Here is a 23,369-nt window from a genome sequence, read left to right on the forward strand (position 1 = left end):
TTTTCATTTAGCATTTTGATTGGAGAGAGTTAAGTAAAAGGTAACTCTCTTTTTTGTATAGCTAAGCATCTTATAGAGTGGAGGAAGCAACATGAAGAAATGGGTAAAGGTAACGCTGTCTATCACTGGAGGCATTGTCTTATTAGCGTGTGCCGGCGGATATTACGTGTATAAAAATTATTTTCCAAAGGAACCTGAGCGTATTGTATATGATAAAGAAAGAGTGCTACAACCGATACATAATCAGCTTAAAGGAATCAATATAGAAAATGTAAAGATAAAAGAAAAAGAAGTCGTAAATGCGACTGTAGATGAGCTTCAAAAAATGATTGATGACGGAAAGTTGTCATATGAAGAATTAACGAGCATTTATCTCTTTAGAATACAAGAACATGATCAAAATGGAATAACATTAAATTCTGTTACAGAGATAAATCCTAATGCGATGGAAGAAGCAAGAAAGTTAGATCAAGAGCGGGGTAGAAACAAAAATTCGAATTTATATGGTATTCCTGTCGTTGTAAAAGATAATGTACAGACGGAAAAAGTGATGCCGACTAGTGCAGGAACTTATGTATTAAAAGATTGGATTGCAGATCAAGACGCAACAATTGTGAAGCAGTTGAAAGAAGAAGGAGCATTTGTTTTAGGAAAAGCGAATATGTCTGAGTGGGCGAACTATTTATCTTTTACAATGCCAAGCGGGTATAGCGGGAAGAAAGGACAAAATTTAAACCCGTACGGTCCGATTACATTCGATACTTCAGGATCAAGTTCAGGATCTGCTACAGTAGTTGCGGCAGATTTTGCGCCGCTTGCAATTGGAACAGAAACGACGGGATCGATTGTTGCACCAGCGGCGCAGCAATCAGTAGTTGGGTTACGTCCATCTTTAGGTATGGTAAGTAGAACAGGAATTATTCCATTAGCTGAAACTCTTGATACAGCAGGACCTATGGCAAGAACAGTAAAAGATGCAGCAACGTTATTTAATGCAATGATAGGTTATGACGAAAAAGATGTTATGACAGAAAAAATGAAAGATAAAGAAAGAATTAATTATACAAAGGATTTATCAATAGATGGATTAAAAGGGAAAAAGATAGGGCTTCTTTTTTCTGTAGACCAACAAGATGAAAATAGAAAAACAGTAGCAGAAAAAATAAAAAAAGACCTTCAAGATGCAGGTGCAATATTGACTGATTATATTCAGTTAAACAATGGGGGTGTAGATAATTTGCAAACTTTAGAATATGAGTTCAAGCATAATGTAAACGACTATCTTTCACGGCAAAAGAATGTACCGGTAAAATCGTTAGAAGAGATTTTAGCGTTTAATAAAAAGGATAGTAAAAGACGAATAAAATACGGACAAACATTAATTGAGGGGTCTGAAAAATCTGCTATAACGAAAGAAGAGTTCGAAAACGTAGTACAAACGAGTCAAGCAAATGCAAAAAAAGAGCTAGATAGGTATTTAGTAGAAAAAGGTTTGGATGCTCTAGTTATGATTAATAACGATGAAGTTCTTCTATCAGCTGTAGCTGGTTACCCGGAATTAGCGGTTCCTGCTGGATATGATAAAAATGGAGAACCAATCGGTGTAGTGTTTGTAGGGAAACTGTTTGGTGAAAGAGAGCTTTTCAATATGGGATATGCGTATGAACAGCAGTCTAAAAATAGAAAATCACCTAGTTTATAAAAGATTATATGAAAAATAACTGGAATCCACCGAAATTATGTTGGTGGATTCCAGTTAAACGAATCTAACAATATGAAAAGAAAAAAAGGATTCTTCTCAATTAGTAAGAAAGATTGTCTATAGGAGTTCATAAAATGTAATATATTCAATTTCCATCCATTGAAGGGGGAGGTTAATTCTTAATGAATGAAGTAAAGAGTTTTTTTCGAAGTAGAGGGTTTCAACGGTTTCTCGTTTTAATAATAGTAGCGCTTGTATTATATGCATTAAAAAGTATGATCAATTTAATATTAATTACGTTTATACTGACGTTTTTAATGGATCGATTTCAACGTTTTATTTCAAGAAAATTGAAAGTAAACCGGAAAATTGTTATTGCATGTTTATATATAATACTAGTTTCCTTTATAGGCACAACATTATATAAATATTTACCTGTGCTGACGATACAAATTTCACAATTAATTTATCAATTTAAACTGTTTTTTCAAAATCCACCTGATAATGAAATCGTTAAATATGCACTTTCGACAATTAATGGAATGGAAGTATCAAAATATATAGAACAAGGTGTAGACGTCATATATCAATCAATAGCAAATATAGGAAAGGTAAGTTTACAAATATTATTATCTCTAATTTTAAGCTTATTTTTCTTATTAGAAAAGGAGCGTATTATTACATTTACATCAAAGTTTAAAGATAGTAAGTTAAAAATCTTTTATGAAGAAATTGCATATTTTGGTGAAAGATTTGCAAGATCGTTCGGCAAAGTAATTGAGGCTCAGTTTTTAATTGCCGTTGTAAATTGTATTCTTACTGTCATTGCATTAATCGTTTTAGGATTTCCACAGCTACTTGTATTAGCTGTTATGATTTTCTTACTAGGGTTGATTCCTGTTGCAGGTGTGATTATTTCTTTGTTTCCACTTTGTATCATTGCTTACAACGTAGGCGGAGTTATGTACGTAGTATACATACTCGTATTCATAACAGTAATCCATGCTCTTGAAAGTTATTTTTTAAATCCGAAGTTTATGTCTGCAAAAACAAATTTACCAATATTCTACACATTTATGATTCTTATCTTCTCAGAGCATTTTCTCGGAATATGGGGGCTTATTATCGGGATACCAATCTTTATCTTTTTATTAGATGTACTTGATATAAATAATGAGGATGCGACTAAAAAATAAGAAATGATAGAAAATCATTAAAAGGTCATAGGGGATAATTAAGATAAAAAAGCAATCCAAAATAAATTGGATTGCTTTTTTATCTTAATTAAAGAACCGGAGCCATTGTTTCTTTTAATACTTGAACAGAGTGATCGAATTTTAATTCTTCTTCTTCACTTAATTCAACCTCTAAAATTTCACGAACACCGCCACGATTTAAGACAGCAGGTACCCCGATATAAACATCTTTTTGACCATATTGCCCTTCTAAGTAAGCTGATACAGTTAATACACTATTTTCGTCGTTTAAAATTGCTTTTGTAACACGTAGAAGTGACATACCGATACCATAATAAGTTGCGCCTTTACGCTCAATAATATGGTAAGCTGCATCACGGACGTTTATGAAAATTTTGTCTAAATCTTCTTGATTATACGTGTTGTCTTTTTCAAGCAGTGTTTGTAGTTTTTGGATACCAACGGAAACATGACTCCAAACAGGAAGTTCAGTATCGCCGTGTTCTCCGATAATATAAGCGTGAATGTTGTGTGGACCAATATCGAAGTACTCACCTAACATATAGCGGAAACGAGCAGAATCAAGCGTTGTACCAGAACCGATTACACGTTCTTTCGGTAAACCAGATTCTTTCCAAGTTACGTAAGTTAAAATATCTACAGGGTTTGTTGCGATTAAGAAGATGCCATCAAATCCGCTATCCATAATACTGCGAACGATTTGTTTAAAGATTTTAGCGTTTTTCTCAACTAAATCTAAACGTGTTTCGCCTGGCTTTTGTGGTAATCCAGCTGTAATAACTACAAGGTCAGCATCTTTACAATCTTCGTAGCTGCCTTTCCATACTCTAGTTGGAGCTGGTGCGAATGGAACAGCATGACTTAAATCCATTGCTTCTCCTTCAGCTTTTGCCTCATTTACATCGACTAAAACAAATTCTTCAGCTACGGCTTGGTTAATCATGCAGTAAGCATAACTACATCCAACTGCTCCTGTTCCTACTAATACAACACGGTTAATACCTTTTTTCATTTCAAAATTCCTCGCAATTTCATTGATTTTATTATGTAAGATAATACGTCTTACTTCTATAGAGTCATATCTAGTTTATTACATTTTATAAAAGATATTCAAGTATTTGAAAATGTATCCGTGCAAATCCGCGAACAAAACATAGGAATTCAGTGAACCGAATATAATTCAGTAAAATCCTTTGTAAAAGGGGAAATGGCATGGGGAACCCATTAGCAATGGAAGAAATGCTTCATATTATTCATGCAGGGCTTGTTAAAAAGAATAATCCAAAACGGATTACGATTGCAGGTGCAGGGATTTCTGGATTAGTTGCAGGTTCTTTATTAAAAGAGGCTGGGCACGAAGTAACGATTATAGAAGCAAATAACAGAATAGGTGGCAGAGTGTATACGATTCGGGAACCATTTAGTGTGGGTTTATATTTTAATGCGGGACCGATGAGAATCCCTGACACCCATAAGTTAACCTTAGCGTATATTCATAAATTTAAACTACCTTTAAACCTTTTTATAAATAAAACTTTTGCAGATATCATTTATACGAATAACATTCAAACGAGATTGAATGTGTTTGAAAATGATCCAAGTGTACTTGAATATCCGGTTTTGGATAAAGAAAGAGGAAAAACGGCAGAAGAGCTAATGATTGAAGTATTAGAACCAATACTAAATTACATTAAGAAGGATCCTGATAAAAACTGGCTTATCGTTGAAAAAAAGTATAAAACTTATTCGCTTGGTTCATTTTTAATGGAGTATTATTCAGATGGTGCGATAGATATGATTGGGGTACTTCTTGATATGGAAGCTTATATGGGAATGTCCTTAATTGAAGTATTACGTGAAATGATTTTCTTTACTTCAACAACGAAATATTATGAAATAACTGGTGGAATGGATAAGTTATCGAATGCATTCTTACCACAATTAAGGGAACATATTTTAATGCCGTATAAGGTTGATAAAATTATACAAGAAGATAATAAAGTAATGTTACAAGGAAATCATGAACAAACGTTAGAGCAATTTACAATAACAAGTGATTTTGCTATTATTACAATTCCATTTTCAGCGTTAAGATTTGTAGAAGTTCAGCCATACTATTTATTCTCTTATTTTAAAAAAAGAGCAATTCGTGAATTAAATTATATTGCTGCAACTAAAATTGCAATAGAGTTTAAAAGTAGATTTTGGGAGAAAGCGGGACAGTGTGGAGGTAAATCTATTACTGATTTACCGATACGGTTTACATACTATCCGAGTTATGGCATTCATACTCCAGGACCAGCTATCGTTATAGCAAGTTATACGTGGGCAGATGAGGCGTTAACATGGGATAGTCTCCCGCAAAGAGATCGTATTCGTTACGCATTAAAAAATTTAGCGGAAATATACGGTGACATCGTCTATAGTGAGTTTGTCACTGGAACATCTTTTAGCTGGAGTAAAAATCCGTATTCTTGCGGTGCATTTACAGCTTTCGAACCAGGCCAAGAGCTCGAGTTATTTCCGTATATTACACCACCATCTGGAAAAGTACACTTTGCAGGAGAGCATACGACATTAACACATGGGTGGATGCAAGGGGCAATTGAGTCTGGAGTTAGAGTTGCATATGAAGTAAATGAACAGTGAATCTCTTATATTTACAAATGGTCATTCTTTTAATAAAATGATAAATATAAATCGTAATTATTACGCTTTGAATACATTTGAAGTAAAGAAATGGATGGTCGGTTGAATGAATAAAGTGGAGATTCATATATTAGGTGGTTTTTTAGGTAGTGGAAAATCAACATTATTACAAAATTTATTGTCAGCAGAGAAAAAGAAGAATAGAAAAGTTGCAGTATTAATGAATGAAATTGGTGAATACTCGGTAGATACAGATATTATTGGAAAAGAGAATGTTTTAAGAGAACTTCTTAAAGGATGTATTTGTTGTACGTTAAAAGAAGAGCTTGAAATACAATTACATTCGTTATACCAACAAGAAAGACCAGATGTAATTTATATAGAAACGACAGGTGTTGCGCATCCAATTGAAGTGTTAGACGCGTGTGTCTCGCCAATTTTAGCTCCTTTTCTGGAAGTGAAATCAATTGTAGTCGTTTTAGATGCAGTAAGGTGGTTAAACCGAAGTATATTAAGTGCAAATGTACAACAGCTATTGCATGAGCAACTTAAATTTGGTAGTCACATTCTTGTTAATAAAGCAGATTTACTAACAGATGAAGATAAGAACACAGTATTTGAAGAAGTAAAGGCAATAAATGATCATGCGAAAATGTATGAGACAAAGTATTGTAATATATCTTTAAAAGATATAGAAGAAGCAGAATTTCCAAATGATGAGGAACATGAGACACTACATGTCAAACAGCATTTACATATACAAACGATGACATATCAATTTACGAAACCGATTGATCAAGACAAATTATATGAATGGCTTTCGAATTTACCAGATAGTATTTATCGAGTGAAAGGTTTTGTGAAATTCCGTGGAGATAAATACCCTCACCTATTCCAATATTCGTTCGGAGTACCAACTTTATTAGAACAAGACTTCGGTTTCCCGACAAACTTAGTAGTAATAGGAGAAGGACTAGATAAGAAACAATTGGCTGAAGGGTTAGAGAAAGTAGAACTTAACTCTAATTAAGGGGAAAAGACTAACTTAAAAATAAGTTAGTCTTTTTGTATGGTCATTGCTGAAATGAAACAGTATTTTCAATTGGATTGCAGAATATATATTGATTGTATGTCCGTTTCCATTACATAGGAAGGTGATTATATATTTGTGCCGAATGTAGAGGGTACTACAAGAGTTTTCCATTATCTATCGAATTAGTTAGTCATGATTACGGACAGGGGATTTTGGCGTGTTTGATTCTATCAGAAAGTAAAGTATGGGGAGGATCACAATGTCGATGAAAAAACGTAAGTGGCTAAAGACAATGTTTACTGGTTGTGTTTTAGGTTCGTTATTAATAACGGCAGCTTGTTCAGGAAAGAAAACAAGTACAGAGGATGAAAAAACGATTAAGGTAGGAGTCCTTGCTTCTTTAACAGGACCGCTAGAATCGTATGGAAAACAAACAGTGAACGGATTTGAATTAGGGTTAGATTATGCAACTGGTGGAACTGGGAAAGTAGATGGGAAAAAGATTAAGTTTGTTGTAGAAGATACAGAAACGAAAGCGGATGTAGCAGTTAAAAAAGCTACGAAGTTATTAGAAGAAGAGAAAGTTGATTTTTTAGTTGGATCGTCTAGTTCAAGTGATACGTTAGCGGTTTTACCACTGGCTGAAGAATATGAAAAGATTATGGTTGTAGAACCGGCAGTTGCGGATAGTATTACCGGGAAGAACTGGAATAAATATATTTTTAGAACTGGAAGAAGTTCCTCACAAGATGCGATTGCAGGAGCAGCAGCAATTGCGAAAAAAGATGTAAAGATTGCGACATTTGCCCCAGATAACGCTTTTGGTCGTGAAGGGATTGCTGCATTTAAAGCGGGTGCGAAAAAATTAGGTGCGAACATTGTGAATGAGCAATACGCGGATACAAATTCAACAGATTTTACAGCGAATATTCAAAATATCATTAGTTCAAAACCAGATTATTTATTTATCGTTTGGGCAGGGGCAAATTCACCTTGGAAACAGTTGAAAGATATGAATGTGGAAGCGCAAGGTATTAAAATTTCTACAGGTGCGCCAGATATACCAGCATTAAAAACAATGGATGCATTAGTAGGTATGCAAGGTTTTTCCGTATATTATCACACACTTCCAAAAAATAAAGTGAATGATTGGCTAGTTGAAGAGCATAAAAAACGTTTTAATGGTGCAGTGCCAGATTTGTTTACAGCGGGAGGAATGTCAGCAGCAATTTCTATTGTAGAAGCCTTAAAGAAAACAAAAGGTGATACAGATGTAGATACCTTGATTAAGAAAATGGAAGGAATGGAATTTGATACACCGAAAGGAAAGATGAAGTTTAGAGAGAAGGACCACCAAGCCATGCAGATACTGTATTCTATCACATTGAAAAAGCAAGACGGTGTTGATTATCCGGTGCCAGTGTTAGAGCGAGAATTAACGATGAAAGAAACAGAACCACCAGTTCAAAATAAATAGACTGAATTTTCTGTTGTTTTTGTATAAAGAGGGGGGACCCTCTTTATACATATTTCTTTCATACTCACGGCTTTAAAGGGAGGGATTTCGTGACACATTTGCTAGAGACGAAAAATCTTAGCGTATCTTTTGGTGAACATCATGTTATTAAAGATGTAAATTTAACTGTCCAAAAAGGAAAGCTCATTTCTATTATCGGGCCAAATGGTGCGGGGAAGACAACATTATTTAATTTACTAAGTGGACAGATTTCACCCACAACAGGTGAAGTGTATTTTAAAGGGCAAGATATTACAAAACTATCGATTTCAGATCGAACACGCTTAGGAATCGGTCGCTCTTTTCAGCTTACAAACATATTCCCAGAATTAACGGTACTTGAAAATGTCCGTTTAAGTGTTCAATCATTCGTACAAGATTACTATAGTTTTTTCCCGAGTTCAGCAAAATTAAAGCAACAAGTTGGAGAGGCGAGACGTTTCTTAAAAACAGTATTACTTCACGAGAAAGAGAACGTATTAGCGAAAGATTTGGCACATGGAGAGAAAAGAAAGCTAGAACTTGCGATGTTATTAGCTTTAAAAACGGATGTGTTATTACTTGATGAGCCGACGGCAGGTATTTCGGTTGAAGAGGTCCCTGCTATATTACAAGTGATTGAAAATATTAAGAAACATCCAGAGAGCACAATTGTACTTATCGAACACAAAATGGATATGATACTAGGTTTGTCAGATCATCTTATCGTTTTATTTCATGGAGAGTTATTGGCTGAAGGATTGCCAGAAGAAATTATGAAAGATGAGCGTGTACAAAGTGCTTATTTAGGGGGATTATATAGTGGCACTATTACAAGTGAATAATATAGAAACGTATTTAGATCAGTTTCATATTTTGCAAGGAGTATCTCTTACTGTTGAGAAAGGGACGATTACTGTACTGTTTGGTAGAAACGGGGTAGGGAAAACAACGACATTACGTTCAGTGATGGGGTTTCACCGCATTGCAGATGGTGAAATTTATTATGATAGTGCAAAAGTAAGTGGATTAGCTACACATTTAATTTCAAGGAAAGGAATAGGATATGTACCAGAAAATCAAGGTATTTTTCATGATTTGACAGTAGAAGAAACATTCGCTCTTGCTAGGGGGAAAGGTGAAGAAGTAGAAGGGAAAATAGAGTGGATGCTAGAACTATTTCCGGATTTAAAGCAGTTTTGGAATAAGAAAAGTGGGCTCTTGAGCGGAGGGCAAAAGCAAATGTTGGCTATTTCAAGAGCGTTTATTAATAGTGATGGATTATTACTTATTGATGAACCGAGCAAAGGGCTATCCCCGATAATGGTGGAGAAATTAATGGTAGCTATTTTGAAGATGAAAGAGAAAACAACAGTTTTACTTGTTGAGCAAAATTTTATGATGGCTAGTCAAATTGGCGATTATTTTTACATTATGGATAACGGACGAATTGTTCATAACGGTTTTATGAATGAATTAAAAAAGAATAAGGAAATGTGTCATAAATATTTAGGAATCTCTTAACATGAATCCGAGGTGAAAAGGATGGATGTGTTAATCAATTTATTTGTAAATGGGATTTCAACAGGGATGCTCATTTTTTTGTTAGCATCAGGGCTTTCACTTATTTTCGGTCTAATGAGCGTTTTAAACTTTGCACACGGTGGTTTATTTGCATGGGGAGCATTTACAGGTGTTTGGTTATTTAATATGACAGGAAGTTATATATTAGCTTTAGTTGGAGCAGTAGCCATGGGAATGTTCCTAGGATTTATTTTAGAAAGGTTTCTTATTAGACCGGTATATGGAAATCATGTTCGACAGCTGCTCGTTACGCTTGGAGGAATGCTCGTTCTTAGTGAGTGTATTAAAATATTTTGGGGGCCAAACCCTATTAGTGCAAAATTACCGTTATGGTTACAAGGAAGTTTTACATTCGGAGGTATTATATTAATTAAATATCGTCTATTTGTTATTTTGATTGGGATAATTATTTACATTGCACTACTACTATTACTCAAAAAGACGAAGATAGGTCTTATGATCCGTGCAGGTGTAATGGATAAAGAAATGGTTCAAGCGCTTGGTATTAATGTAAAAGCGATATTTTCTTGCGTCTTTTTATTAGGGGCAGGGATGGCAGCTTTGGGAGGATTCTTATTAGCACCGTATTCGGGCGTTATTTTCGCCGAGATGGGCATGCAGTATGCAATTTTAGCATTTATAGTAGTAATTATCGGTGGATTAGGAAGCGTACAAGGTTCAGCTATTGCTTCTTTAATTGTCGGATTAGCTGGTGCTTTTACAGCGTATTTTATACCAGATTTATCACTTGCAATTAATATGTTAATGTTACTATTTTTCTTAATAGTGAAGCCAACTGGACTTGTTGGTGAAAAGGGGTGAAATGGTGAACAACACATCGGACCGAATTAAAGTATACTTCGGAGTATGTATGCTCATTTGTTTAAGTGTATTTCCGTTCGTAAATGATTCACGGAGCCTGTTAATTTTGTTCACTCAAATCTTCATCTTTGCTATTTTTGCAATGAGTTTTGATGTATTGCTTGGGTATACAGGAATTGTATCGTTCGGTCATTGTATGTTCTTTGGGATAGGAGCATATGGGGTAGCGCTTTTATTTGATCGACAAGGCGTATCAATAACGAACTTTTTAATTGGAATAGTAGCTGCAATTATCGTTTCAGCAATCGTTAGTTATATAATTGGTTTGCTTTCTTTACGATTGAAAAGTCATTTTTATGCAATGTTAACACTTGCTATTTCACAGTTGTTTTTCGTACTTGCTGAAAAATGGCGTGGGCTTACTCACGGAGGAGATGGTTTTACATTTGGGGTACCAGAAATATTCCGTGATCGTTTTACTTTTTATTATGTATCACTTGTATGTTTATGCTTCATTTTTATTCTATTACGTCTTTTTACAAAGTCTTCTATTGGGAAAGTATTAAAGGCAATTTCACAAAATGAACAACGTGTTGAAGCACTTGGATATAAAGTCCTCCATTATAAAATAATCGCAAGTGTAGTCGCAGGAATAGTAGCTGCAATTAGCGGTGGTTTATTTGTTATTACATTGCGCTTTGTCAATACGACTGTATTTTCAATTGAAATGACACTAAATGCACTCTTAATGACAATGATTGGAGGAGTGGGAACATTAATTGGAGCTATTGCTGGGTCTGGGATTATTGAATCACTAAAATATTATTTATCAGAACTAGCGACGGAATATCCGATTTTTGAAAGATGGACGATTATTCTAGGTTTATTGTATATTATCGTGCTACTCGTTTTTCCGAAAGGATTGGTTGGGACGGTTAAGAAATTGAAGAGTTTTAAAAGGAATAAAAAGGAGAAAAGTACAGAAGTGGAGCAAAACGTGTGAAAAATCAATTGTATACAAAATAAAAATCCCTCTTTTATATTCGTTAAAGAGGGATTTTTATTTTGAAAAAAGTTTGTAATCAAAGTCATTTTATTAATCAAATAGTTCATCAGGGATATGCTTTATAAAGGTTTGATTCGTAAAAAAATGAACAGCTAAATTCTCAAGGGGAACATCTTCAATTATTACTAATGTATCATTTTTAATCGGTAAAAAAGCTATTCCTTTTCCATCAGCAATAAACTCTTCCATAAGCGAATAAGAATCCAACTGTTGAAGTTGTCGCTGAGATAGATTGTTTTCTTTTAGAAATTGTATTGTCTTATTCCTAAAAGGGCACTTTTTGTCATTGCTAACGAAGAAAATTTCTTTTGAATAATCAATGGTACATTTTTCTTTCGCTTTTAATAAGCCTACAGAAATTGAGGTTGTGAACACTTTTTTAAACGATGCGTCAGGATAATCCTCATAAGTTATGACCATATCAACTTTTTGTTGCTGCAGTAATTTTTGCAAATGACTACTACTTTCTACATATATTTGATAATTTCTGAAATTTACTTTAATACGCTTACTTAAATAATTTGTCAAAATAGATTGTGACGTCGCTATTATATAAGAAGAACCACTCGTTTTAATTTCATCTTTTACTTCTTCTAATAGAGTTAATATTTTATTCGTGTAATCTAATAAAATGTCACCAGCAGGTAACAAGGAAACACCTTTGTTATCTCTATGTAGTAAAGGCGTTTCTAATTCTTGTTCTAATTTTTTGATTCGCTCAGTTACGTTCGGTTGAACATATCCTAACTCTTTAGCAGCTTTACTAATAGAACCCTCACTGGCCACAGTTTTGAATATAATAAGATCATTTATTTCCATGTATCTCAGCCCCTTATGCACTATCATTATAAATGATACCAAATATAATTTATACCTATTTTACGTTAGCCACTTATCGATTTATCATAATGTATATAAGATTGAAAGCGAGTGATAAACATGATTGGAATGCAATATAAGGTCATTTTGCCAAAGGATTATAATATAAAGATTATTAGGAATAGGGTAAAGGATAATGGGCATAAAACTGATGGTTTTCAAGACCTGAATTTTAAAGCTTATTTAATTACTGAGGTAGGTAAGGACGGGAATTTCTATAACTGTTATGCACCTTTATATATTTGGAATGGCCATGAAGGAATGAACAAATTTATCTTTGAAGGATATTATGATAATATTTTACAATCTTTTGGATGGCAACAAATACATATAGGTGTTCCATTAGTTGTTAATCTAAGTGATGGATTTAAGAAAAGTAGATATGTTGTTGAATATGCGGGAAGTATTTCTCAAAGTAAAACGCTGGTTGGGACTCAATTAAACACGATGAATGAAAATGTACAAAACAATGAAAAGTGTTTAGGGGATGTAATCGTTTATAATCCGGATAAATGGAGATATAGTAGGTTTGAGTTTTATGAAGAGAAACCTGATATTGTAGTGAATAAAGGTGTTACAGTATATGAGATTTTACACATTTCACGATGAAATTTTGTTGTATATTAAAAATAAGAAAAGGAATGAAAGTCTATGCCTTTTGTGAAGATTTATTATTCTGAAAACACATTAAATGAAGAAGAGTTGGAAAAAATGGGTGAATGTATCCATCTTTCATTAATTGAACATTTTAACATCCCTGAAAATGATTATTTTCAAATGTTCCTACCTTACCAACAAAACAAATTTTTATATAATCCATATTATTTGTTGGAAAGAGGAGAAAAGAGAACAGAGAATATGATTTATGTTTCTATTACATGTGGACCGGGAAGAACGGTGCAACAGAAAAAAGATTTGTATCAATCCGTATCCTTAAAAATTACGGAATATTCCGATTTTAAAACTTCGGATATTTTTATTACACTAAATGAGACAGCTGCTGAAAACTGGTCATTTGGTCAAGGAATAGCACAAATGGTGAAAATAAAGGGAGAAAAAAATGAAAAACGAACTTATTGAAGTACATATTAAAAAGAAAATGAGAGAAATGTCACCTGCATTTGCTCATTATAGTGAAAAGATATTATTTGAGGAAGTGTGGCGGGATGCCACTTTAACATTAAGAGAAAGAAGCTTGTGTACTGTGTCAGCACTAATCAGTCTCGGTAATACAGAACAATTACAATTTCATCTGAAGCTAGCTAAACAAAATGGGGTTATGGAGAATGAATTGGTTGCATTAATAACACATATGGCTTTTTACGTTGGTTGGCCAAAAGCTATGGCAGCTTTAAATATAGTAATGAATGAAATGAAAAGTTAAGAATAATGATAAGTAAGAATTCATGTTTATATGAATTCTTACTTATCATTATTTATACAATACTCTATCGCTATATTTATTACATTTTCTCTTGCTTTTTTATCACTTGCGTAGTAAAGTGATAGTAAGATTCACGATAGGAAGTGATCAAACATGCGTGATAATACGATAGGATCATTAATATGGTTACGTTTAATACGATTTACGAACCAAAGTAATCAAATGTCAAATGAGTTTTTAAAACGTTTTGATTTAACGACAGCTCAATTTGATGTGCTTTTGCAAATACGTACGTATCAACCACTAACACAAATGGAGTTAGCTGAAAAGGTAACTGTTACACAAGGTGGCATTTCTCGAATGTTAACTCGTCTTGAAAAAGAAGGATATATTGTACGAAAACAAGATTGGAAAACGAAAACAATTAGTCTTACAGAGCAAGGGGAATCGGCCTTAGAGAAAGCATTGCCAGAGCAACTTGCATTTCAATCTTCGTTTTTTGATGATGTATTAAATGAAGAAGAGCAGAAAATATTATACGAGCTAATGACGAAAGTTCATAAGCATAGTGAAAAAAAAGAATTACCGCAAGAGTAATTTTTTTTACACTGTCAATTGACTAATCAAGTGAAGGTATAGGTAATACGGAGATATACTTGACTTACCAACGTTTTTAGAAAAAAACTAATACTACTTTATTAAAGAGGAGAGTAACTATGGAAAAATACCGTATAGATATAAGAAAAGGAATTGAGTTTGGATTATATTCAATTGGTGATCATGTTTTAAATCCACATAATGGGGAGAAAATTACGCCAGAAAAAAGAATTCACGAACTAATTGAAACAGCTAAGTTAGCAGATGAGGCAGGGCTTGATGTGTTTGCTGTCGGCGAAAGTCATCAAACGCATTTTACAACACAAGCTCATACAGTTATTTTAGGAGCTATTGCACAAGCTACGAAAAATATAAAAATTGCAAGTTCCGCAACGATATTAAGTACATCTGACCCAGTTCGAGTATATGAGGATTTCGCTACCATTGACTTGATTTCTAATGGACGTGCAGAAATTGTGGCTGGTCGTGGATCTCGTATTGGAGGATATAGTTTACTTGGTTATGACGTGAATGATTATGAAGAATTATTTGAAGAGAAGATGGATCTTTTATTAAAAATTAATAACGAGGAACATGTAACATGGAATGGACAGTTCAGAGCACCGCTCGCACATGCATCGGTTATTCCGAGAGCGAAAAATAATAACTTACCAATTTGGCGTGCAGTTGGAGGTCCACCAGCTAGTGCAATTAAAGCGGGACGTGCAGGTGTGCCAATGATGATAACAACACTTGGTGGTCCAGCAATTAACTTTAAAGTGTCAGTAGATGCTTACCGCGAGGCTGCTGTACAAAGTGGATTTGATCCAGCTAGTTTACCAGTTGCGACAACGAGTTTATTTTATACGGCAAAAAATTCACAAGATGCACTTAGTGAATATTACCCTCACATTAATGCTGGTATGCTTACACTGCGCGGTGGTGGGTATCCGAAACAGCAATTTACAAATGCAATAGATTACCGTGATGCTTTAATGGTTGGTAGCCCACAACAAATCATTGAGAAAATGCTTTACCAATATGAATTATTTGGCCAACAACGCTTTATGGCACAAATTGATTTTGGCGGTGTACCATTTGATAAAATTGAGAAAAATATTGAATTAATTGCTACTGAAATTTTACCAGCCGTTAGAAAACATACAGCAAAATAAATAAAAAACTGAGAGTCTAATCGACTTTCAGTTTTTTTTATTTATTCTGGAAAAATGACAAAAAAATGAACTTTTAGTCGAGGAAGAGGGAAGTTATTTTCTATTTTTGAATAACATTATTTCGAGTTTGAATTTTGAAAATACATTTTTCTCTTGACAAAAAACAAGCATTTATCGAGGGTAGTTTCGAGGACATTTTTTCGGGTGAAAGTCAAGTGTATGAAGAGAAAAACGATTGTTTTATAGATATAAAAGTAAGAAGTATATTGAAAAAACACATTTTTCTAATGAGAAAAATCTGATTCAAAAAAATGACAAAAGACATATTTCAGACAAAATGATGTCAATAATACGTCAAAAATAACCTGAATTTACTATGCAGGTATATTATACAATTCGATTAACGAATAAAACACTACAGAAATAGTGAAAAGGTAAAAAATAGCATTACAATAGTTTGAAAAACTGAAACTTCATATTTTTCGACAATACATACAAAATGTTTTTGTCTTTTCGTATTTCTTAATAATTGAGTTTGATAAGATTGCTCAATTAACTTTTATTATAAAAACTATGAAGGAAGTGATTTTAGTATGGAAACGCTCGAATTGGCACGAATACAGTTCGCATCAACAACGATTTTCCATTACTTTTTTGTTCCGCTGTCAATTGGTTTAGCTTTTATTATTGCGATCATGCAAACGTTGTATGTGGTAAAAGGGCAAGAAGTATATAAGAAGATGGCAAAGTTTTGGACGCAATTATTCCTTATTAACTTTGCAGTAGGTGTAGTAACAGGTATTTTACAAGAATTCCAGTTTGGTATGAACTGGTCAACGTATTCACGTTTTGTAGGTGATGTATTTGGTCCATCACTTGCGATTGAAGGATTACTGGCATTTTTCATTGAGTCTACATTCCTGGGTTTATGGGTATTCGGTGAGGATAAATTACCGAAGCGAATTCACTTAATGTGTATTTGGCTCCTTTCAATTGGAACGATGTTATCAGCATTCTGGATTTTAACTGCAAGTGCATTTATGCAGTCACCTGTCGGGTATGAAATGGCAGCTGATGGTCGTGCGCAAATGAATGATTTCTTAGCCATTATTCAAAACCCACAACTATGGGTACAATTCCCGCATACAATTACAGCGGCAATTGCAACAGGTGCATTCTTTATTGCTGGTGTAAGTGCATGGAAAATTACAAAAGGACAAGAAACTGTAGTATTTAAAAAATCTTTCCGAATTTCTATCATTATTGGAACAATTACAACGGCGCTTGTATTATTCTTCGGTCATGCACAAGCGCAACAATTAATTAAGACACATCCAATGAAGATGGCGGCAGCCGAAGCGCTATGGAATACAAGTGAGGATCCAGCACCATTTACAGTATTTTCGAAAATTGATACAGAGAAGAAAGAAAATTCGTTTGAAATTCAAATCCCTTATATGCTAAGTCTATTATCGTATGATAAGTTTAGCGGTCAAGTTGAAGGGATGAATCAAATTCAAAAACAATATGAGGAAAAATATGGACCTGGAGATTATATTCCTCCAGTGCATACAATGTTTTGGAGTTTTAGAGCGATGGTAATGAGTGGAACATTCATGCTTCTTCTAGGAGCTTACGGATGGTTCTTATCAAGAAAAGATCGTTTAGCGGAAAAAACGTGGTATTTAAAATTAATGGTGTATGCAATTTCTCTTCCATTCATCGGTAATACAGTAGGGTGGATTATGACTGAAATGGGTCGTCAACCTTGGGTTGTATTTGGTGTAATGAAAACAGAAGATGCTGTATCACCAAATGTAACATTTGGTGAAGTATTATTCTCACTTATTTCATTCACATCAATGTATTTAATTATGGGTGGAATTTGTGTGTACTTATTTGTTCGTACCATTAAGGGCCACAAGAATAAGAAAACGAAAAAGGATTATCAAAGCCATGATCCATTTGATAAGGAGGAAGAGTATGTTATCTCTTAATGAGTTATGGTTTTTAGTTATTGCAATCTTATTTGTTGGATTCTTTGTACTGGAAGGTTTCGACTTTGGGGTAGGAATGGTTTCGAGGTTTTTAGGAAAGAATGATTTTGAAAAACGAGTTTACTTAAATACAATAGGACCGTTCTGGCACGCGAATGAAGTATGGCTTGTTTGTGCTGGCGGAGCGATGTTTGCAGCATTTCCGCACTGGTATGCAACTTTATTTAGTGGTTTTTATATTCCATTTGTATTTATGCTTCTTGCTTTAATTTTAAGAGGTGTTTCTTTTAAATTTCGCGCGAAAATAGATAATCATAAATGGAAGAGTGCATGGGATTGGGGGATGTTTATTGGAAGTATGTTACCTCCTATCCTTTGGGGAGTTGCGATTGCAAACTTTATGGTAGGTGTACCTATTGATGAGAGTAAAAATGTTGTAGGTGGATTCTTGCAATTACTTCATCCATTTGCGTTACTTGGAGGAGTAATGTTTCTCCTGCTATGTATTGTTCACGGATTACAATTTCTTACGATACGTACAACTGGTAAATTGAGAGAACGTGCACGAATTGCTGCAATAAAAATTGCACCATTTTCATTAATTACACTTCTTGTTTTTGCTGGTGTGGGGTTATGGAAAACCGACATTTTCACTGCTCATGGAACAGAATGGATTATGGTGCCAATCGGAGCTTTTGTAGCACTATTAGTGTCCACTTTATTAAATAAAAGAAGAAGAGATGGTTGGGCTTTCTTTATGACGAGTTTAACAATCATTTTACTAAGTGCGAGTGTATTTATCGGTATGTTCCCACGTGTTATGATTAGCTCTTTAGGAGCAATGAATGATTTGACAATTTACAACGCAGCATCAGGAGCTTATGCATTAAAACTTATGACTTACTTTGCGATTGCTATTTTGCCTTTCGTTATCGGAAGTCAAATATGGAGTTATTATGTATTTAGACAACCTGTTAAGTCAGACAACGATTTGGAGTACTAATGAAAAGAAAAAGAGGACTTCCGTCTTATCCCGGTAGCCGTATTTTATATGTAGCGTTAACGATTATTAGTATTTTAGAAGCTTTTAGTATTATTGCGCAAACAATCTTTTTAGCACGAGCTATTACGTTTTTATTTCATGGAGAGACAGTACAAACAATATTAAGTGAAATTGTTTATTTTGGTATCGCGTTTGCAGCGCGTCACATAGTAGTTCGAACATCACAAATATTAGTGGAACGTTTTGCTGAAAAAACAGGGTCGTTACTAAGAAAACAACTAATAGAGGCATATTTCACATTAGGTCCAAGGTATGTTCAAACTGTTGGAACTGGTCATCTGGTTACCTTATCAATTGAAGGGATTGAGAAATTTAAAACATATATTGAATTAACGATTCCTAAAATGATTAGAAGTAGCATCGTTCCAGGTCTAATTGCACTATACGTTTTTACGCTAGATATTGAGTCTGGAATCATTTTAGTTGTAACGATTCCTATCGTGATCATATTTATGATTCTTCTCGGATTAGCAGCGCAAAAAATGGCAGATAGTCAGTACGAGATATATCGTGTACTTTCGAACCATTTTGTAGATACGTTAAAAGGTTTAGAAACATTAAAGTATTTAGGGAAAAGTGAACAGCACGAAGGAAAGATTGAAAAAGTAAGTAAAAGGTATAGAAAAGCAACGATGCGTACTTTGCGAGTTGCTTTTCTTTCTTCTTTTGCATTAGATTTCTTTACGAGTTTATCAATCGCGTTTGTGGCAGTTGGATTAGGGATACGTTTAATAGATGGAACGATTATACTATTACCAGCCCTTACAATTTTGATTTTAGCTCCGGAATATTTTCTGCCGATTAAACAAGTGGGAGCAAATTATCATGCGACATTAGATGGACAAATTGCGATGGAGCAAATAGAAGAGATTTTGCAACAACAAAAAGGAATACAAAAGAAAGATTTAAACGAAGACATAGTATGGAATGCCTCTAGTAGCTTGAAATTACAAGATATCAAAGTTAATAATACTGAATCTGAAAAGGCTATATTAGAAAGGATTAATTTTACTTGGGAAGGTAACGGTGCTATTGGTGTTATTGGTGAAAGTGGTGCAGGCAAATCGACGTTAATCGACGTATTAGCAGGTTTTTTATCTCCTTCGAGTGGAAAGATGTTAGTAAATGGTCTAGAAGTTGATGGATCTACTCGTGAAGATTGGCAAAAAAATATCGCTTATATTCCGCAGCAACCTTATATTTTTCCGCTTTCATTAAAGGATAACATTCGTTTTTATGAAACAAATGCAACAGATGAAGAAGTTGAAAGAGTTATTAATGAAGTCGGCCTTCGTTCACTCGTTACATCACTTCCAAATGGGATGCACGAAAGAATTGGGGAAGGTGGACGTATGCTAAGTGGCGGACAAGAACAGCGTGTTGCTATGGCGCGTGCGCTTTTAAGTAAAAAACCAATCATTTTATTAGATGAGCCTACGGCACATCTTGATATTGAAACCGAATTTGAAATAAAGCAAGCGATGTTACGTCTATTTAATGGAAAGTTAGTATTTTTAGCAACCCACCGTCTACATTGGATGAAACAAATGGACCATATTCTTATTTTAAATAAAGGGGAAATGAAAGAAAGTGGGACGTATGAAGAACTTTTAGAGAATGAGACATTACATTTTCATAGGGAAGAGAGGGGAGAGAAATGAGTAACTGGGTTAAACCTTATATAAAACAAAATAAAGGTAGAATGACTTTAACTATTTTCCTTGGTCTTCTTGGAGTTAGTTCAGGAGCGATGTTACTTTTTATTTCAGGTTATTTGATCTCAAAATCTGCCCTTAGACCAGAAAATGTAATGGCTGTATATGTTCCTATTGTTGCAACAAGAGCGTTTAGTATAGGGCAAGCTGTATTTCATTATATAGAGCGCTTAGTTGGACATGATGTCGTACTACGTATATTAGAAAAAATGAGAACGAGGCTATATAGAATAGTAGAACCACAGGCGTTATTTTTCCGTTCTCGATTTCAAACGGGTGATATGTTAGGAGTGTTATCCGAAGATATAGAGCATTTGCAAAACCTATATTTACGTACAATATTTCCTAGCATATTAGCGCTAGTTGTTTATAGTATCTTCGTACTTGTTATCGGTGCATTTGATTTTGTTTTTGCACTTATTGTAGGTTGTATGTTAGCTATTATCGTTTTTCTTCTTCCGTTTGTATCATTACTTTTGATGAAGAAACATCATGTTACTTTAAAGCAAGGAAGAAACCGTTTGTATCAACAACTGACAGATGCTGTTTTTGGATTATCTGATTGGCAAGCAAGTGGTCGTAAAGATGAATTTATTAATGAGTATGTAAAACAAAATGATCAGTTGTTAAAAATCGAAAAGAGAGTGAAACGCTGGTATCATATTCGGGACAGTATCATTCAATTAGTAGTAGGTATTGTAGTTATTTCGATGATCATATGGACTGGTAATGAAGCGGCAAGTGAACAAATTGCTCCTACAGTTATCGCAGCTTTCGTATTAATGACTTTATCTGTAACGAACGCGCTTATTCCTATTGCAGATGCCATCGATCGAATACCGTCGTATGTAGAATCTACCCATCGTCTTAATGGCGTAGAAAGTGATAGTGTTTTACATGATGAAACGGATTTGCATGGAGAGAAAGATTATATTGAACCAAAACATGTAGATATTGAACTGAATCACGTATCGTATAGTTATCCAGATAGTAATGAGATTGTATTAAAAGATGTATCATTACAAATAAAAGCAGGGAAGAAAATTGCTGTTTTAGGGAGAAGTGGCACAGGGAAATCTACTTTACTAAAATTGTTAACAGGGGCGTTAAGCCCAGTAAATGGCCAAGTTGTACTAAATGGTGAACGAGCTCATACGAATCTTTTATCTAAATATATTTCTGTATTAAATCAAAAGCCCCATTTGTTTGATACGACAATTGGAAATAATGTACGAATTGGCAAACCAGAGGCGACGGATGAAGAGATATGGAAAGCTTTAGAGAAAGCACAATTAGCTTCACATGTTACTTCTCTTCCAGACGGATTACAAACAAAAATGCATGAAATGGGAAAGCGGTTTTCTGGTGGGGAAAGACAAAGGGTTGCTTTTGCTAGAACTCTTATGCAAGAAACACCAATTATTGTACTTGATGAACCGACTATCGGTTTAGATCCAAAAACAGAATTGTCTTTAATTGAAACAATGTTTTCTGCAACGGAAGAAAAGACGGTTATTTGGATTACGCACCATCTTGTAGGAATAGAACATGTAGACGAAGTTATATTCCTTGATCGTGGCCAAATTGTCATGCAAGGTAGTCATAAACAACTTCTGAAAGAAAATGAAAAGTATCGTAAACTTTATGAGTTAGATAAAGGAATATAATTTGAATAAGCAATAATTGTAAAAATAGCTACGCCTAATGGTGGAGCTATTTTTTTTGTTAGATTGCAGGTGTATATGATTGTTACGAATTAAAAATGAATTTCATATTATACATATAATGGAGGGGATGTACATGAAGGAGCAATATAAAATCATTGTTTTAAGTGATGAATTATCAGGGGATAGGATTCGAAATACGTTAGACAAAAATAAATGTAAAACAATAGTTCATGTTGTGGACGTTTCAGATGTTGTTCGTCTAGAAAGTTCTTTTCAATATATAGTCATTTGGAGAGGGGACGCAGAAAAACTTACAAATGATTTGATAAATAGGGGCGTGCAAAGTTCAAAAATTATTAATTTAACAAAATACATGTATGAATGGAAGGATAAATTAATTTCTATCTATCAAATAAATCCGGATCTTATGTCTTTATACATTTCTATGAAAAAAGCAAAGAGTGATCCGACGTATGAATTGTTTGCTACCGGTTTGTCTTATCCACATTGTGGCATAAGTACGGAGCTTCTCTCAAAAAAGTCAATAAAATTAACACTTCCATCGCAAGATCTATACTATGATTATTTAATAGCGTCACAACTTTTATCAAACAATCATTCATTTCAATATTGTTTAATAGGAATAGCCTATTTCTCGTTTTACTTTGATATGTCGTTATCATCTGAATCATATAGAATTCACAAAGTATATTATCCATTGTTTCAAGATGGTCATCATACTGTAGTTCACTCTCCTCTACCCACTGATGGATTCTCCCATCTAAATACTCCGAAACCACTTCTTTCTATTTTTAATTTGCATTTTGAATATATTTTATTAGATGAACTAAAAGATGAATCATTGATACTGCCTTGGATAAATGCTGAATGGAATACTACTCCTCTTCATATTCCTTTTGAAGAACACGGGAAAATAAGAGCAGCTTCACATGCTAAATTGGCGTATCCTCAAACTTTAGTTGAAAATAAAATAATTTTTAAAAAATATTTAGAATTACTGTTAAAAAATGATATAAAACCATTAATTGTTGTATTCCCAGTTACTTCACATTATTTCAATTGTAGTAGTAAGAAATTAAAAGAAGATTTTTATAAAGTTATAAATGATTTTCAAACTCAATATTCATTTCAAATTATAGATCTATTTGATTCACCATTATTTTGTGATGATGATTTTTATGATAGTGATCATATGAATAAAAAAGGTGCAAATAAAATGTCCGCATTATTAAATATGTTTATTCAGGAACGAAAAGTATGATAATTTGTTTCATGTTTGCATAAAAGTATATAGGCTCCATAC

Annotated in this window: 21 protein-coding genes; 19 read left to right on the top strand and 2 right to left on the bottom strand. The window is 34.0% G+C overall.

What is annotated here, in order from left to right:
- Window positions 1–91: 91 nt before the first annotated feature.
- Together OXT04_RS02740 and OXT04_RS02745 are read left to right on the top strand one after the other, a co-directional pair.
- Entirely contained in the window at window positions 92–1,702 is a 1,611-nt protein-coding gene (locus OXT04_RS02740) for an amidase family protein (protein ID WP_267412749.1), read from the top strand.
- A 182-nt stretch (window positions 1,703–1,884) separates the two neighbouring features.
- Complete coding sequence (locus OXT04_RS02745; protein WP_001006597.1) at window positions 1,885–2,898, top strand: AI-2E family transporter; 1,014 nt, start codon at window positions 1,885–1,887, stop codon at window positions 2,896–2,898.
- Window positions 2,899–2,986: 88 nt separating this feature from the next.
- Here the strand turns inward: OXT04_RS02745 and OXT04_RS02750 are convergent, their stop codons facing one another.
- The gene (locus tag OXT04_RS02750; protein ID WP_000715322.1) at window positions 2,987–3,931 is read right to left on the bottom strand and encodes an L-lactate dehydrogenase; all 945 of its coding nucleotides are present in this window, start codon (window positions 3,929–3,931) and stop codon (window positions 2,987–2,989) included.
- A 200-nt stretch (window positions 3,932–4,131) separates the two neighbouring features.
- Between OXT04_RS02750 and OXT04_RS02755 the strand changes: the two genes are divergently transcribed.
- The 7 genes from OXT04_RS02755 to OXT04_RS02785 all read left to right on the top strand — a co-directional run bounded on the left by OXT04_RS02755 (window position 4,132) and on the right by OXT04_RS02785 (window position 11,505).
- A complete protein-coding gene (locus tag OXT04_RS02755; protein WP_000528002.1) occupies window positions 4,132–5,568 on the top strand; it encodes a flavin monoamine oxidase family protein in 1,437 nt (478 codons plus the stop codon).
- A gap of 106 nt (window positions 5,569–5,674) precedes the next feature.
- Entirely contained in the window at window positions 5,675–6,598 is a 924-nt protein-coding gene (locus tag OXT04_RS02760; RefSeq protein WP_267412762.1) for a CobW family GTP-binding protein, read from the top strand.
- 262 nt (window positions 6,599–6,860) lie between these two features.
- Window positions 6,861–8,078, top strand: coding sequence for a substrate-binding domain-containing protein (locus tag OXT04_RS02765; protein ID WP_000061994.1), 1,218 nt, complete (start codon window positions 6,861–6,863; stop codon window positions 8,076–8,078).
- An 89-nt stretch (window positions 8,079–8,167) separates the two neighbouring features.
- Complete coding sequence (locus tag OXT04_RS02770; protein ID WP_000149328.1) at window positions 8,168–8,941, top strand: ABC transporter ATP-binding protein; 774 nt, start codon at window positions 8,168–8,170, stop codon at window positions 8,939–8,941.
- Entirely contained in the window at window positions 8,919–9,620 is a 702-nt protein-coding gene (locus OXT04_RS02775) for an ABC transporter ATP-binding protein (RefSeq protein WP_267412766.1), read from the top strand. The genes OXT04_RS02770 and OXT04_RS02775 overlap by 23 nt, the downstream gene beginning before the upstream one ends.
- Before the next feature lie 21 nt (window positions 9,621–9,641).
- Window positions 9,642–10,502, top strand: a complete 861-nt coding sequence (locus tag OXT04_RS02780) for a branched-chain amino acid ABC transporter permease (RefSeq protein ID WP_097821610.1) — start codon at window positions 9,642–9,644, stop codon at window positions 10,500–10,502.
- 49 nt (window positions 10,503–10,551) lie between these two features.
- Window positions 10,552–11,505 (top strand): branched-chain amino acid ABC transporter permease, encoded by a 954-nt coding sequence (locus OXT04_RS02785; protein WP_002083259.1) that lies wholly within the window; start codon window positions 10,552–10,554, stop codon window positions 11,503–11,505.
- Between the two features lie 93 nt (window positions 11,506–11,598).
- On the opposite strand, the gene OXT04_RS02790 is transcribed toward OXT04_RS02785, so the two are convergent.
- The gene (locus tag OXT04_RS02790) at window positions 11,599–12,387 is read right to left on the bottom strand and encodes a LysR family transcriptional regulator (protein ID WP_000404994.1); all 789 of its coding nucleotides are present in this window, start codon (window positions 12,385–12,387) and stop codon (window positions 11,599–11,601) included.
- 120 nt (window positions 12,388–12,507) lie between these two features.
- Here OXT04_RS02790 and OXT04_RS02795 point away from each other — a divergent pair, with 120 nt between their 5' ends.
- The 10 genes from OXT04_RS02795 to OXT04_RS02840 all read left to right on the top strand — a co-directional run bounded on the left by OXT04_RS02795 (window position 12,508) and on the right by OXT04_RS02840 (window position 23,327).
- Window positions 12,508–13,056 (top strand): DUF4865 family protein, encoded by a 549-nt coding sequence (locus OXT04_RS02795; protein WP_065228657.1) that lies wholly within the window; start codon window positions 12,508–12,510, stop codon window positions 13,054–13,056.
- Between the two features lie 42 nt (window positions 13,057–13,098).
- Window positions 13,099–13,527: a tautomerase family protein gene (locus OXT04_RS02800; protein WP_098533717.1), complete on the top strand. Its 429-nt coding sequence runs from the start codon at window positions 13,099–13,101 to the stop codon at window positions 13,525–13,527.
- Complete coding sequence (locus OXT04_RS02805) at window positions 13,508–13,831, top strand: carboxymuconolactone decarboxylase family protein (RefSeq protein WP_000787201.1); 324 nt, start codon at window positions 13,508–13,510, stop codon at window positions 13,829–13,831. The genes OXT04_RS02800 and OXT04_RS02805 overlap by 20 nt, the downstream gene beginning before the upstream one ends.
- Window positions 13,832–13,984: 153 nt before the next feature.
- Window positions 13,985–14,428, top strand: coding sequence for a MarR family winged helix-turn-helix transcriptional regulator (locus OXT04_RS02810; RefSeq protein ID WP_001205528.1), 444 nt, complete (start codon window positions 13,985–13,987; stop codon window positions 14,426–14,428).
- A gap of 119 nt (window positions 14,429–14,547) precedes the next feature.
- Window positions 14,548–15,603, top strand: a complete 1,056-nt coding sequence (locus tag OXT04_RS02815; RefSeq protein ID WP_000417537.1) for an LLM class flavin-dependent oxidoreductase — start codon at window positions 14,548–14,550, stop codon at window positions 15,601–15,603.
- 593 nt (window positions 15,604–16,196) lie between these two features.
- Window positions 16,197–17,600, top strand: coding sequence for a cytochrome ubiquinol oxidase subunit I (cydA, locus tag OXT04_RS02820; RefSeq protein ID WP_097821611.1), 1,404 nt, complete (start codon window positions 16,197–16,199; stop codon window positions 17,598–17,600).
- A complete protein-coding gene (gene cydB, locus OXT04_RS02825; RefSeq protein WP_000950083.1) occupies window positions 17,587–18,603 on the top strand; it encodes a cytochrome d ubiquinol oxidase subunit II in 1,017 nt (338 codons plus the stop codon). The genes cydA and cydB overlap by 14 nt, the downstream gene beginning before the upstream one ends.
- Window positions 18,603–20,324 carry a thiol reductant ABC exporter subunit CydD gene (gene cydD, locus OXT04_RS02830; RefSeq protein WP_065228659.1) on the top strand — a complete coding sequence of 574 codons (1,722 nt, stop codon included), beginning with the start codon at window positions 18,603–18,605 and terminating at the stop codon, window positions 20,322–20,324. Before cydB ends, cydD begins: the two co-directional genes overlap by 1 nt.
- Window positions 20,321–22,045 (top strand): thiol reductant ABC exporter subunit CydC, encoded by a 1,725-nt coding sequence (gene cydC, locus OXT04_RS02835; RefSeq protein ID WP_065228660.1) that lies wholly within the window; start codon window positions 20,321–20,323, stop codon window positions 22,043–22,045. Before cydD ends, cydC begins: the two co-directional genes overlap by 4 nt.
- A 133-nt stretch (window positions 22,046–22,178) precedes the next feature.
- Window positions 22,179–23,327 (top strand): hypothetical protein, encoded by a 1,149-nt coding sequence (locus tag OXT04_RS02840; RefSeq protein ID WP_061139432.1) that lies wholly within the window; start codon window positions 22,179–22,181, stop codon window positions 23,325–23,327.
- Window positions 23,328–23,369 lie beyond the last annotated feature (42 nt).

The organism is Bacillus sp. GC_Bacil_1 (assembly GCF_026540675.1).
Classification (GTDB): domain Bacteria; phylum Bacillota; class Bacilli; order Bacillales; family Bacillaceae_G; genus Bacillus_A; species Bacillus_A cereus.